The organism is Burkholderia sp. Ed8, assembly GCF_040761425.1.
Lineage (GTDB): Bacteria > Pseudomonadota > Gammaproteobacteria > Burkholderiales > Burkholderiaceae > Burkholderia > Burkholderia seminalis.
Genome location: NZ_CP142885.1, coordinates 3012039 through 3024894 on the forward strand (window position 1 = coordinate 3012039; position 12856 = coordinate 3024894).

8 protein-coding genes are annotated in these 12856 nt (G+C 67.4%); 4 read left to right on the forward strand and 4 right to left on the reverse strand.

From position 1 onward, the window contains the following. Positions 1–14: 14 nt before the first annotated feature. Positions 15–1442 (reverse strand): MFS transporter, encoded by a 1428-nt coding sequence (locus VXM69_RS13650; protein ID WP_367188756.1) that lies wholly within the window; start codon positions 1440–1442, stop codon positions 15–17. Between the two features lie 197 nt (positions 1443–1639). Next, the gene (locus VXM69_RS13655; RefSeq protein ID WP_226230331.1) at positions 1640–1840 is read right to left on the reverse strand and encodes a hypothetical protein; all 201 of its coding nucleotides are present in this window, start codon (positions 1838–1840) and stop codon (positions 1640–1642) included. Positions 1841–2423: 583 nt separating this feature from the next. Between VXM69_RS13655 and VXM69_RS13660 the strand changes: the two genes are divergently transcribed. Further along, entirely contained in the window at positions 2424–4868 is a 2445-nt protein-coding gene (locus VXM69_RS13660) for a DUF3772 domain-containing protein (protein ID WP_367188757.1), read from the forward strand. 126 nt (positions 4869–4994) lie between these two features. Here the strand turns inward: VXM69_RS13660 and VXM69_RS13665 are convergent, their stop codons facing one another. Next, the gene (locus VXM69_RS13665; RefSeq protein WP_367188758.1) at positions 4995–6506 is read right to left on the reverse strand and encodes an aldehyde dehydrogenase family protein; all 1512 of its coding nucleotides are present in this window, start codon (positions 6504–6506) and stop codon (positions 4995–4997) included. A 744-nt stretch (positions 6507–7250) separates the two neighbouring features. Here VXM69_RS13665 and VXM69_RS13670 point away from each other — a divergent pair. The 3 genes from VXM69_RS13670 to VXM69_RS13680 all read left to right on the forward strand — a co-directional run bounded on the left by VXM69_RS13670 (position 7251) and on the right by VXM69_RS13680 (position 10957). Further along, a complete protein-coding gene (locus VXM69_RS13670) occupies positions 7251–8735 on the forward strand; it encodes an amino acid permease (RefSeq protein ID WP_367189244.1) in 1485 nt (494 codons plus the stop codon). 150 nt (positions 8736–8885) lie between these two features. Next, a complete protein-coding gene (locus VXM69_RS13675) occupies positions 8886–10202 on the forward strand; it encodes an FAD-binding oxidoreductase (protein WP_051701047.1) in 1317 nt (438 codons plus the stop codon). 80 nt (positions 10203–10282) lie between these two features. Continuing rightward, positions 10283–10957 carry a TetR family transcriptional regulator gene (locus VXM69_RS13680; protein ID WP_034190612.1) on the forward strand — a complete coding sequence of 225 codons (675 nt, stop codon included), beginning with the start codon at positions 10283–10285 and terminating at the stop codon, positions 10955–10957. Between the two features lie 54 nt (positions 10958–11011). On the opposite strand, the gene VXM69_RS13685 is transcribed toward VXM69_RS13680, so the two are convergent. Continuing rightward, entirely contained in the window at positions 11012–12805 is a 1794-nt protein-coding gene (locus VXM69_RS13685) for a phospholipase D-like domain-containing protein (protein ID WP_367188759.1), read from the reverse strand. Positions 12806–12856: the final 51 nt, after the last annotated feature.

Consider the following 12856-nt stretch of genomic DNA (forward strand, 5'->3'; position numbering starts at 1 on the left):
TGCGTACCTGCCGACTACTTCGAAATGGTTTCGAGCGCGACGCCCTTCGTGCGCGGGCCCATGAACCCGATCGCGACCATCACGATCACCATCGCGCCCGCGATGAACGCGAACACGCCGAACGTGCCGAAGCCTTTCAGCACGGCCGCGATCACGAACGACGAGAAGATCGCCGAGAAGCGGCTCCACGAATAGACGAAGCCGACTGCCCGTGCGCGGATCGACGTCGGGAACAGCTCGGCCTGGTATGCGTGGAAGCTGTACGACATGATGTTGCTCGCGAGCGTGAGGCCGATGCCGAGCACGATCAGGAACGCGCCCACCGTCGTCTGGCTGAACAGCAGCCCGCAGACGACGATCGCCGCCGCCATCGCGACGATCACCGACTTGCGCTCGAAGCGGTCGGCGATCACGAGGCCGATCAGCGGGCCGATCGGCGCCGCGAGCGCGATCACGCTCGAATACATCAGGCTCGACGTGATCGTGATGCCTTGCTTGATCAGCAGCGTCGGCACCCAGTTCGCGAAGCCGTAGAAGCCGACCGTCTGGAACACGTTGAAGATCGTCATCATGATCGTGCGGCTGCGATACGGCTGCACCCACATGTCGCGGAAGCTGCCGCGCGGCGGCACGGGTTCGGCCGGTGCGGGCGGTGGAAGCGGCCGCCCGTATTCGGCTTCGACCTTCGCCTCGAGCGCGCGCATGATGCGGTCGGCTTCGTCGACGCGCCCCTGCTGCGCGAGCCAGCGCGGGCTTTCCGGCAACTCTCGGCGAATCCACCACACGAACAGCGCGCCGTGCGCGCCGATCAGCACGACCCAGCGCCAGCCGTCGAGGCCGAGCGGCGCATGCGGCACGAGCAGGTACGCGAGGAACGCGACCACCGGCACCGCGACGAAGCCGACCGCCTGTTCGCACGCGAACGCGCGGCCGCGGATCTGCTTCGGCACGAGCTCGGAGATGTACGTGCCGATCGTCACCATCTCGACGCCGAGGCCGAGACCGACGACGAAGCGCCAGAAGTTCAGCCCGGCCGCGGTGTCCTGGAATGCCATCACGACGTTGGCGGCCGTGTACCACAGCAACGACCACGTGAAGATCGCGCGGCGGCCGAAGCGGTCGGCAAGGAAGCCGCATGCGATCGTGCCGATGAACAACCCGGAGAACAGTGCGGCGATGAAGCTCGCGACGCCCGTGGTGCCGAACAGGCCGTGCGTCGTCGCCGACAGGATGCCGCTTTTCACAAGGCCCGGTGCGACGTAGCCGCTGTACAGCAGGTCGTAGAGTTCGAAGAAGAAGCCGAGGCTCAGCAGCACGACGAGCTTCCAGACGCTGCGGGTCGGCGGCAGGCGGTCGAGGCGCGCCGAGATGGAGCCGGGGTCGATCGCCGCGGGGCGGGCGGTGCCTGCTGCCGTGAGCGGGTCGGGCTGGGTGGATGCCATGGTGGCGAGTCTCCGGATTCTTGATTGTCGTTGGCGCCAGCAGAGGGGAACTGGCGAGCGGCTTCGCGCATTTTAGCGAGGCGGGGGGCTGAGCACATCAATCAATTGACGCACGGGCGCATCGGCCGCATTGGAACAGATGTAGCGAGCCGGTTCGTTATAGCTGGCTGACCGGGCACAACGTCGAACAAGATTCCCTATCGTCCAATCGACGTTGCCAGAAGCGGCCGCGCCGTGAGGCGCATGGGCGCCAGTACGGGCGGAAATGGAATCACGCCGATCAGGTTGATCGCGAGTCCGAGATAGTCGAGCAGTTCGCCGCCTCGCTTGCGGATGATCGAGACGATGTCGGTGAGCGCATCGGCCAGCGCCATCAGGTTGTTGAGCACCGGAATCATGCTCGCGACCGTTTTCAATCGATCGACGTCCACGTAGCCATGCGTCACGCTGATCAGCCACGCGTTGAAACCTTCACCGGATGCGACGACGTCGTCCGGATGAACATCGGTCAGCCATGCTCTCAGGATTTCTTTTCGTTGTTCGTTTTTCGCCGCGCGGCAGGCGGCCCACCCTTCTCATGTCCCGGACGCCTGCCAGCGACCCGCGGCATTTTACCGACGATGAAGCGACAGGGAAATGAAAGCTCAGCATCGGCAGCGTATGCCGCCATGACTCGCGCCCCAATTAGCACGAACCGCCGTCGGGCCAACTTCATGTAAATTTCGTAACCATCTGTCCGGCCGCCTGCCGCGGCTGAACGACAACATCGCGCGGTTTCGGACGCGATTCGGTCGGCACACCCTTAACAAGACAGGGGCGAGCAGGATTTCCCGCGGTCGGCCCCTCCTGCCCGGCGCCGAAACGTCGCCCATGCGGATTCGGAAATCGATGGCCCGCGCCCCGGTAACATGCAGTCGGGCCAACCACCGGCTTCCGGCTGCTTTTCGGCACCCGGCATCGTCGGCAAATCGTAAGCATTCCATGTCCATACAACGACTATCCACGTACGCCTGTCGAATCGCGCTGATCGCGCTGCTGCAGTTCGCGGCGGTCGCGACCGCGTCGGCATTTCCGTCGGCCGCTTCGGCCCCCGGCGCAAGCGGCGTCGGCGCCCCCGTCCCGGCCATCTCGCTGAACGACGCCATCGCGCAGCTCAAGCAGATGCAGGTCGAACTGGACCGCATCAAGCAGCAGACCTCGACGACGTCCAACAGCAAGGAACTGGACGCGCTCGACGACTCGGCCCAGGAACTGAGCACCGATATCGCGAAACTGCAAAGCGATCTCATGCCGCAACGCGCGCAGATCCAGGCGCAACTCGACGTGCTCGGGCCGCCGCCTGCCGAGGGCGCCGCGCCGGAAACGGCAGCCGTCGCGAAACAACGGGCCACGCTCGACGCACGCAAGACGCAGATCGATGCGGCGCTGAAGCAGGCGGCCGACCAGAAAGCCAGCCTTACGAACCTGACCGAGCAGTTCGCGAAACTGCATCGCGGCCTGCTGAAGAACCAGCTCGCGTTCCGCTCCGGCAGCATCTTCAGCGCGCAGTTCTGGTTGCCGCTGTTCCACCTTTCGCCGGACGATCGCCAGCGGCTCCAGGATTTCGACGACGAGCTGCTCGACATGCTGCATTCGTCATGGGTACCCGGGCAGCGGGCGCTCACGACGGTGCTGCTGATCGCCTCGTTCGCGGCGTGGCTCGGCGGCCGCCGGCTCATCGAGCGCGGGCTCGCGTGGATCGCGCTGAACCGTCTGCCGCCCACGCGCCTGCGCCGCAGCGCGCTGGCGCTGTCGACCGTGCTGTCGACGTTCCTGGCCACGGCCATCGCCGTTCAGATCCTCTACCTCGCCGTCGCGCGCCGCTACGAGCTCACGCCGTCGCTGACCGATCTGTGGGACCAGTTCGCGAAGCTCGCCGCAACCTGCGCGCTGATCGCCGGACTCGGCCGCGCCCTGCTCTGCACGAAGCATCCGTCGTGGCGACTGCCCGCGCTCGCCGATCCCGTCGCGCTCGCGATGAAACCGTTCCCCAGCATCCTGGCCGCGCTGCTGCTGGTGTCCGGCACGCTCGAATCGATCAACCGGATCGTCGACACGAGCCTGTCGGTCACGCTGTTCGGCCGCGGCATCGTCTCGCTCGTCGTGGCGCTGACGGTCGGCGCGTCGCTGTTGCGCGCGAACCGCGCACGCAGCGCGCTCGCGGCGGCCGGCGAAGCGCCCGAGCAGCGCTCGACGCTCGCGGGGCTGATCCATGCGGGCGTCACGCTGGCGATCGTCGTATCGTTGATCGCACTCCTGATCGGCTACATCACGGTCGCGCGCTTCATCACGTACGAACTCGTGTGGTTCGAGATCGTGCTGTGCGCGACCTACATCCTGATCCAGCTGACGCGCGATGCGAGCGAAAGCCTGTTCTCGTCGGGCCTGTCGACGGGCCAGCAGATCAAGCACCTGTTCGCGCTCGAGGACCGCCACCTCGATCAGGCGCGCACGGTCCTGTCCGGCTTCGGCACGAGCCTGCTGATGCTGATCGCGGCCATCGCGCTGGTGACGGGCGGCTTCGGCACGACGCCGGGCGACCTGCTCGACAGCGCGGTCGCGATGATCGGCAGCCAGCGGCTGCAGAGCCTGAACATCATGCCCGACCGGATCCTGAACGCCGTGATCGGGTTCGCGATCGGCTTCTACCTGCTGCGCTCGCTGCGCCGCTGGCTCGACAGCGAGTTCATGCCCGCGCTCGGCATGGATACGGGCATGCGCGTGTCGCTGATCACGCTGTTCACCAACGTCGGCTACGTGCTGCTCGTGCTGATGACGCTCGGGCTGCTCGGCGTGCGGTGGAGCAACCTCGCGTGGATCGTCAGCGCGTTGTCGGTGGGGATCGGCTTCGGCCTGCAGGAGATCGTGAAGAACTTCGTGTCGGGGCTGATCCTGCTGACCGAACGCCCCGTCAAGGTGGGCGACATGGTCAGCATCGCGGGCGTCGAAGGCGACATCCGCCGCATCAACGTGCGCGCGACCGAGATCCAGCTCAGCGACCGCTCGACCGTGATCGTGCCCAACTCGCAACTGATCTCGCAGAACGTGCGCAACGTGACGATGGGCAACAGCACGCAGGGCGTCGCGACGCTGGTGCTGACGTTCCCGCTGAACACCGATCCCGAGCAGGTGCGCGACCTGCTGCTCGACGCGTATCGCGAGCATCAGGCGATTCTCGAGAAGCCGGCGCCGTCGGTGACGTTCAGCCAGCTCACGCCGGACGGGATCACGCTGAGCGTGACGGGCTACGTGTCGAGCCCGCGGATCGCGAGCTCGACGAAGAGCGACCTGCTGTTCGAGATCCTGAAGCAGCTGCGTGCGGCGGGGATCACGCTGTCGAGCCCGCAGATGCTGGTCGTGCAGAACATGCCGGCGGCGGAGCAGTGAGCATCGCCTGAGCGGGCTTGTCATCGACGATGGCGCCGCCCGCGCCGAAACACGAAGGGCCGGTCACCGCATCCGCGGCAACCGGCCCTTCTCACTCGTACATGGCGCCCATTCGGGCAACCGACGTCAAACGTCGAACTTCACGCCCTGCGCCAGCGGCAATTGCCGGCTGTAGTTGATCGTATTCGTCGCGCGGCGCATATAAGCCTTCCATGCATCCGAACCCGACTCGCGCCCGCCGCCCGTTTCCTTCTCGCCGCCGAACGCGCCGCCGATTTCCGCGCCGCTCGTGCCGATGTTCACGTTGACGATCCCGCAATCGCTGCCCGCCGCCGACATGAACTGCTCGGCCTCGCGCATGTCGTTCGTGAAGATCGCCGACGACAGCCCTTGCGGCACCGCGTTGTGCAATTCGATCGCATCGTCGAAGTTGTCGTAGATCATCACGTACAGGATCGGCGCGAACGTTTCGCGCTCGACCACCGCCGACTGCTTCGGCATCCGCACGATTGCCGGACGCACGTAGTACGCATCCGCATGACCGACGTCGACGCGCTCGCCGCCCTTCACTTCGCCACCCTGCTCGCGTGCATCGGCCAGCGCCTTCTGCATCGCGTCGAACGACGCACGATCGACCAGCGGGCCGACCAGCGTGCCTTCTTCCAGCGGGTTGCCGACCTTCACCGACGTGTAGGCCTTCTCGATGCGCGGCAGCAGTTGCTCGACCAGGCTGCGATGCACGATCAGGCGGCGCAGCGTCGTGCAGCGCTGGCCGGCCGTGCCGACCGCCGCGAACGTGACCGAGCGCACGACGAGATCGAGATCCGCGCTCGGCGCGACGATCATCCCGTTGTTGCCGCCGAGTTCGAGGATGCCGCGCGCGAGACGCTGGCTCAGCACCTTCGCGACTTCCTGGCCCATCCGCACGCTGCCCGTCGCGCTGACGACCGGCACCTTCTTCGACGCCGTCAGCACCTCGCCGACATCGCGCATGCCGAGCACCAGCTGGCTCAGTTCCGCCGGCGCGACGCCCGGATGAGTCTTCTCGAACTCGCGGATCGCCTTCTGGAGCAGCACGTGGCACGCGATCGCGGTGAGCGGCGTCTTTTCCGACGGCTTCCACACGACCGAATCGCCGCACACGAACGCGAGCGCCGCATTCCATGCCCACACGGCAACCGGGAAGTTGAACGCCGAGATCACGCCGCACACGCCGATCGGGTGCCACGTTTCCATCATCCGGTGGCCCGGGCGCTCGGATGCGATCGTCAGGCCGTAGAGCTGGCGCGACAGACCGACCGCGAAATCGCAGATGTCGATCATTTCCTGCACTTCGCCGAGGCCTTCCGACGTGATCTTGCCGGCCTCGAGCGTGACGAGACGGCCCAGTTCGGCCTTGTGCTCGCGCAGGACATTGCCGAACACGCGCACGAGTTCGCCGCGCACCGGCGCCGGCACCGTGCGCCACTTGAGGAATGCGTCGTGCGCGGCATCGATCTTGCGCTCCGCGTCGGCCGGCGTGTCGACAGCCAGCGTCGCGAGCGTCGCGCCGTCGAGCGGCGAACGCGCGGTCAGCGCATTGCCTTTCCACTGGGCGAGATCGATATCGAGCGCGGCAAGAATGTCGTTGAATTGCATCACTTCCTCTTCAGGGACAGATTGATCGGTGCGGCGGCAGCGCCGCCCGCGTGATTCGATTGGAGCGCGTTCGCGCGCCCTGTGCAAGCGGATGCGCCGCGTGGCCGGCCCGGTGCGCCGCATACGGCGCATCGCGCCGCGCCGCCGCCGGAAGCCCGGCCGGACGGCGCGCCCCAGCCTCGCGAGGCACGATCCATGAAACACATTGTCGGTGGCCACAAGTCGGGCCGCTATTGATATTAACTCACGACTTCATTCCCAAAACGCAACACCCTGGCAGGAAGAACGCGTGCGCTCCCGTCCCGACACGAGACTTTTCCAAGGCTCGTGACCGGGCCACGGGACGCGTCCCGACGTGGCGCGAGTTGATGACAAAGCTGCATCACCCTGTTCGGAAATATCGTTTGCCGCCCGTACATCGGGCACCCACAATCGGGGCGGCGTCGAGGTGCCATGCACCCGGCGCGCCGCCGGCCGCCATGACAAGCGGCCGGACGCCCGACGAAGGCGACACGCCCCGCGGCCCGGCTCATCGGGCCCCCGGCGGCCCGTTTCGCACCGCATCACCGCTGCCCCGGCCCGCGTCCGGCAACGCGTCGCGCTTCGTCACCGAAAAAACAATCCCGGAGACAGCGCCCAGCGCCCGCCATGCATTCAGACGCCCGCCCCGATTCGCCCCGTCCGTCCGGCTCGCCGCCCGCGAAGCCGTCCCTTCACCGTGCGCTGCAGGCCCGTCATCTGCGGATGATCGCGATCGGCGGCTCGATCGGCACGGGCCTGTTCGTCGCATCCGGCGCGTCGATCTCGCAGGCCGGCCCCGGCGGCGCGATGATCGCGTACATGGTGATCGGCCTGATGGTCTATTTCCTGATGACGAGCCTCGGCGAAATGGCCGCGTTCATGCCGGTGTCGGGCTCGTTCGCGACCTACGGCGCGAAATTCGTCGACGAAGGCTTCGGCTTCGCGCTCGGCTGGAACTACTGGTACAGCTGGGCCGTGACACTGGCGGTGGAACTCGTCGCCGCGCAGCTCGTGATGCACTACTGGTTCCCGCATGTGCCGGGCGTCTGGTGGAGCGCGCTGTTCCTCACGCTGATCTTCGCGCTCAACGCGTTGTCGGTGCGCGGTTTCGGGGAAGCCGAATACTGGTTCGCGCTGATCAAGGTGCTGACGGTGCTCGCGTTCGTCGGCGTCGGCCTGCTGATGATCTTCGGGATCATGCAGGGCGGCCCGAGCGCCGGCTGGAGCAACTTCACGATCGGCGACGCGCCGTTCGCCGGCGGCTGGGCAACGATGCTCGGCGTCGCGATGATCGCGGGCTTCTCGTTCCAGGGCACCGAAATGATCGGCGTCGCGGCCGGCGAATCGGAGAACCCGCGCACGACGATCCCGCGCGCGGTGAGCCAGATCTTCTGGCGCATCCTGCTGTTCTACGTGCTCGCGATCTTCGTGATCGGCGTGCTGATTCCCTACACCGACCCGAGCCTGCTGAAGAGCGACGTGACCGACATCGGCGTAAGCCCGTTTACGCTCGTATTCCGCCACGCGGGCCTCGCGTTCGCGGCCGGCGTGATGAACGCGGTGATCCTGACGGCCGTGCTGTCGGCCGGCAACTCGGGCATGTACGCGTCGACGCGGATGCTCTACACCCTCGCGGTCGAAGGCCGTGCGCCGAAGATCTTCGCGAAGCTGTCGCGGGGCGGCGTGCCGCGCAATGCACTGTATGCGACGACGGCCGTCGGCGCGCTGTGCTTTCTCACGTCGCTGTACGGCGACAAGACCGTGTATCTGTGGCTGCTGAACACGTCGGGCATGGCCGGCTTCATCACGTGGCTCGGCATCGCGGTCAGCCACTACCGGTTCCGCAAGGGTTTCCTGAAGCAGGGCTACCGGCTCGATCAGCTGCCGTACCGGTCGAAGTGGTTCCCGTTCGGCCCGCTGTTCGCGTTCGCGCTGTGCGCGGTCGTCGCGCTCGGCCAGGACTACCAGGCGTTCCTCTCCGACAAGATCGACTGGGCCGGCATCGCCGCGACCTACATCGGCCTGCCGTTCTTCGTCGCGATCTGGCTCGGCTACGCGCTGGTGCGCAAGTGCCGCCTCGTACGCTACGAAGACATGGAGATCGCGCCGTGGATCGAACGCAACGCTCCGCCCGAAACGGCCCCGCAGGCCGACATCGGCTACGCGGGCTACGTCGCGCGCCCGGCCAACCCGACGCCGGGCGCCTGAAACCTGAAGCCTGACGTCACGCATTGCGCCGGCTGCCGCCCGAACGCGGCGGCCGGCGCCCTGACAAGCGCCATTCGACGCGGCGCACGCGTTCAGGCAAGATCGACGCGCGCCGTCCGTTTTCCCGTCGTCACGAATCAACGAAATCGCATGCAGAACTTCTACGAAGCCACCGTTACCCGCCAGCCCTACCCGCAACTGACCGGCACGATCGACACGCAGGTCTGCATCGTCGGCGGCGGCCTCGCCGGCCTGTGCACGGCGCTCGGCCTCGTCGAGCGCGGCGTGCGCGACGTCGTCGTGCTCGACGGCGAACGGGTCGGCTTCGGTGCGTCGGGCCGCAACGGCGGCTTCGTGTTCGGCGGCTACAGCCTCGACAATGCCGACCTGCTGCGCACGCTCGGCCGCGACGAAGGGCGCCGGCTGTACCGGCTCACCGTCGATGCGGTCGACCTGATCCGCGCGCGGATCGCCCGCTACGGGATCGACTGCGACATCGTCGACCAGGGCGTGATGCTCGCGAACTGGTTCGACGATCCGTCGCGGCTCGACGGCGTGCGCACGCTGATGAAGCAGGAACTCGGCGTCGACTGGGCACCCGTCCCGACCGGCGCGCTGCGCGAGCGGTTGAAGACGCAGCGCTATTACGGCGGCCTGTTCGAGCCGAACGCCTTCCACTTCCATCCGCTCAAGTACGTGCTCGGCGTCGCGGCGGCCGCCTCGCGCGGCGGTGCCCGCGTGTACGAACGCTCGGCCGCGCTCGGCATCGCGCGCGAAGGCGCCGGGTACGTCGTGCGCACGGCGCAGGGCGCGGTGCGCGCGAAAGACGTCGTGTTCGCCGGCGGCGGTTACGCGCGCGGCGTGTCGCCGCGCATCGAGCGCGCGGTGCTGCCGATCGCGACCTACGTGATCGCGACCGAGCCGCTCGGCACGCGGCTGCCCGACGCGATCGACGCGCCGTACGCGATCTACGACACGCGTTTCGCGTTCGACTACTACCGGCCGCTGAAGGACACGCGCATCCTGTGGGGCGGCCGGATCTCGGTGCTCGACCGCGGCCCCGATGCGATCGCGCGCCTGCTGCGGCGCGACCTGCTGCGCGTGTATCCGCAACTGGAAGGCGTGAAGGTCGACTACGCGTGGGGCGGGCTGATGAGTTACGCCCGGCACAAGATGCCGCAGATCGGCCGCGACACGGACGGCGTATGGCACGCGATCGCGTTTGGCGGCCACGGCATGGCGCCGACCACGGTGGCCGGCGAAACGCTCGCCGCCGCGCTGGCCGAAGGCCGGCCGGTGCCGGACGGCTTCGCCGCGTTCGGGCTCACGCGTACGTTCGGGCTGGCCGGCCTCGCCGCCGCGCAGCTCACGTACACCGCCTACCAGGCCCGCGACGCGCTCGCATCCTGCCGCCGCCGAGCGGGCGCGGCGGCCGAAACGGCCCCGCCGGACGGCCTGGCCGATTAGAGCGGAAGGTCGGCCGGGCGGGCATTTCCCACATGCTAGAATGCCTTTTCCTAGCCGCCGCGAACCCAAAACAAAGTCACATGAAAGCAGGAAGCAAGGCCGCCACGTCCGACACCCGAGCGCTTGCGTCCGAAGCGCGGCGCAAATACGATCCCGAGCAAACCAAGCGCAACATTCTCGACGTCGCCACGCAGGAATTCTCCGCGATGGGCCTCGCCGGTGCGCGCGTCGACGCGATCGCCGAGCGCACGAACACGACGAAGCGCATGCTCTATTACTACTTCGAAAGCAAGGAAGGCCTGTACGAGGCCGTGCTGGAGAAGGTGTACGGCGACATCCGCGCGCTCGAGCAGGAACTGCACGTCGGCGACATGGAGCCGCGCGAAGGCATGCGCCGCCTCGTCGAATTCACGTTCGACTATCACGACAAGCATCGCGACTTCGTCCGCCTCGTGTCGATCGAGAACATCCACGGCGCGAAGTATCTCGAACAGCTGAAGTCGTTCAAGAACCGCAACGTCAGCATCATCAAGACGCTCGAGGAACTGGTCGAGCGCGGTGCGGCCAGCGGCGCGTTCCGCAAGGACATCGATGCATTCGACCTGCACCTGCTGATCAGCTCGTTCTGCTTCCACCGCGTGTCGAACCGCTACACGTTCGGCGCCGCGTTCGGCCGCGATCCGTCGGCGCCGCGCCTGCGCACGCGGCATCGCGACACGATCGCCGACGCCGTGCTGCGCTACGTCGCCGCGTAAGCGGCGGCGGCCGGCCGGGGCACGCACCTGCCGTGCCCTTCGCACTTCGGTGCGTCAGTTGGTCGGCGCGGTCGACGCCAGTGCGATCCGCGCCTTTTCTTCCGGGCTTCCCTGCACGTAATACTTCTTCGCCCAGCGCGAATCGGGCGCGAGCGCGAGCCGCGCATGCGCGCCCGTCCCCGCGTCCGTGCCGTGCCGCTGCGCATCGATCGCCAGCGCCCGTGCGCGATAGTGCTCGTAAAGCCGCAGGAATTCCGCGAGATAGATCGCCGCGACCCGCGTGTCGCGGATCTCGAGCAGGTTCTCGTCGTTGTACTGCTCGGAATTGCGGCTCATGTTCGCCGAGCCCGTGTACACGACCGGATTCGCGCCTTCCGCATCGATCACGATGAACTTGTGATGGATCACGACGGGCGGAAAGGCCGGCGCCGGCTCGCCCGGAAAGAGCCGCAGTTCCGGCGTGAAGCCTGGCGGCACGGTGGCCGGCGAGAAATACGCGGCATCGATCACGTCGCGGTTGTCGCGACTGCGATGGTACAACTCGAGGTTCGCGAGCGTGGCCGCATCGAGCGTCTGGCCTGCCTGCCGCGCGGTATCGGCCTTCGTCGCGCTGCCGACGCTGATCCGGTTCACCAGCCCGAACATCATCAGCCCGCGGTCGCCGGCCGCGAAACAGGCATCGCGCAGCGCCGCGTCGGTCGGCATGAACAGGCAGAACGACACCGAATGCTTCGCGGCCGCGATCGCGGCGACGATCGTGTCGATCTCCGTACGCTGCCCCGCCGGCTCCGGCGAAAACGCGACGCGCACCTGCGCGCTGCCGATCGTCATCGGCGCCGACCAGCCCGACGTCAGCTTCGCCGTCTCGGCAATCGAAGGATTGCTCGCGAGCGCATGCGCGCGGTCGTTGTACAGCGCGGCGAGCACGGACGAGTCGAATGCGTGCAGCACGTTGGCCTGCTCGGTCAGCCCCTCGGTCGTGAAGTTCGCGGAACCGGTCAGCACGCGCGCGGGCGCGGGGTTCGACGGCGCGTCGGTCACGATGAACTTGTCGTGCATGATGTGCGTCCTGTCGCGCGGCGCGAGCGTCGCGAGGCCCTGCAGCGCGTCGACGGCCGGCTGGTTCGGCGACGGCAGCGGCGGCTTGCCCTTGCGCGCCGTCGTGTGCGCGTCGTAGACGATCGCGAGCGACGCTTCGCCGTGCTTGCGGCCGAACGCTTCGAATGCGGGCAGCGCCCACAGCGTGTCGGTTAGGTGATAGACGGCCGACGCCGCGCGCGACGCCGGGTCGAGCATCTCCGCGAACACCTGCTCCATGTCGTTCGCGAGCCACGTGCGCAACTTCAGCGCCTGTGCGTCGCTCGGCGCCTCGTTCGGCGCGAGACCCAGCGCCGCGACCTGCCTGGCAAACGCCTGCGAGCTGACCACCGCGCGGTTGAACCACGTGCCGATGCCGTCCTCGATGTGCGCGGGCAGCACGACGTCGCATACGCCGGCCTCCGCGTCGAGCACCTGCAGGTTCGCCGGCGTGCCGACGACCGGATAGACGTCGTAGCGGAACGATGCATCGCGGTCCTGAGGATCGATGCGCGCATCCCACCACATGAATTTCTGGATCGGCGCCTGGTCGGTCGGCGCATCGCCCTGCGTGTCGGCGGCCGGGCCGTCGAACGTCAGGCGGTTCGGCAACCAGCTGTCCGGCGCACGCGTCTTGCCGTCGGCCGACCAGAAGCCCGGCGTGCGCCGGATCGCGAAGCCGAGGAAATCGGGCCGCGCCGCCGCATCGGGCCAGTCGAAGGCCAGCAGGACCAGGGTGGGGGAAAGATAGCTGCGCACGCTGACGGTCATTCATTGCTCCCTGGCCTGACGGCCGGTCGAGGTGAATGGGTCAGTGTCGGC

Coding starts and splice junctions, on each gene's coding strand:
- VXM69_RS13650 (WP_367188756.1), bottom strand. CDS start 1,442: ATGGCATCCACCCAGCCCGACCCGCTCACGGCAGCAGGCACCGCCCGC.
- VXM69_RS13655 (WP_226230331.1), bottom strand. CDS start 1,840: ATGATTCCGGTGCTCAACAACCTGATGGCGCTGGCCGATGCGCTCACC.
- VXM69_RS13660 (WP_367188757.1), top strand. CDS start 2,424: ATGTCCATACAACGACTATCCACGTACGCCTGTCGAATCGCGCTGATC.
- VXM69_RS13665 (WP_367188758.1), bottom strand. CDS start 6,506: ATGCAATTCAACGACATTCTTGCCGCGCTCGATATCGATCTCGCCCAG.
- VXM69_RS13670 (WP_367189244.1), top strand. CDS start 7,251: ATGATCGCGATCGGCGGCTCGATCGGCACGGGCCTGTTCGTCGCATCC.
- VXM69_RS13675 (WP_051701047.1), top strand. CDS start 8,886: ATGCAGAACTTCTACGAAGCCACCGTTACCCGCCAGCCCTACCCGCAA.
- VXM69_RS13680 (WP_034190612.1), top strand. CDS start 10,283: ATGAAAGCAGGAAGCAAGGCCGCCACGTCCGACACCCGAGCGCTTGCG.
- VXM69_RS13685 (WP_367188759.1), bottom strand. CDS start 12,805: ATGACCGTCAGCGTGCGCAGCTATCTTTCCCCCACCCTGGTCCTGCTG.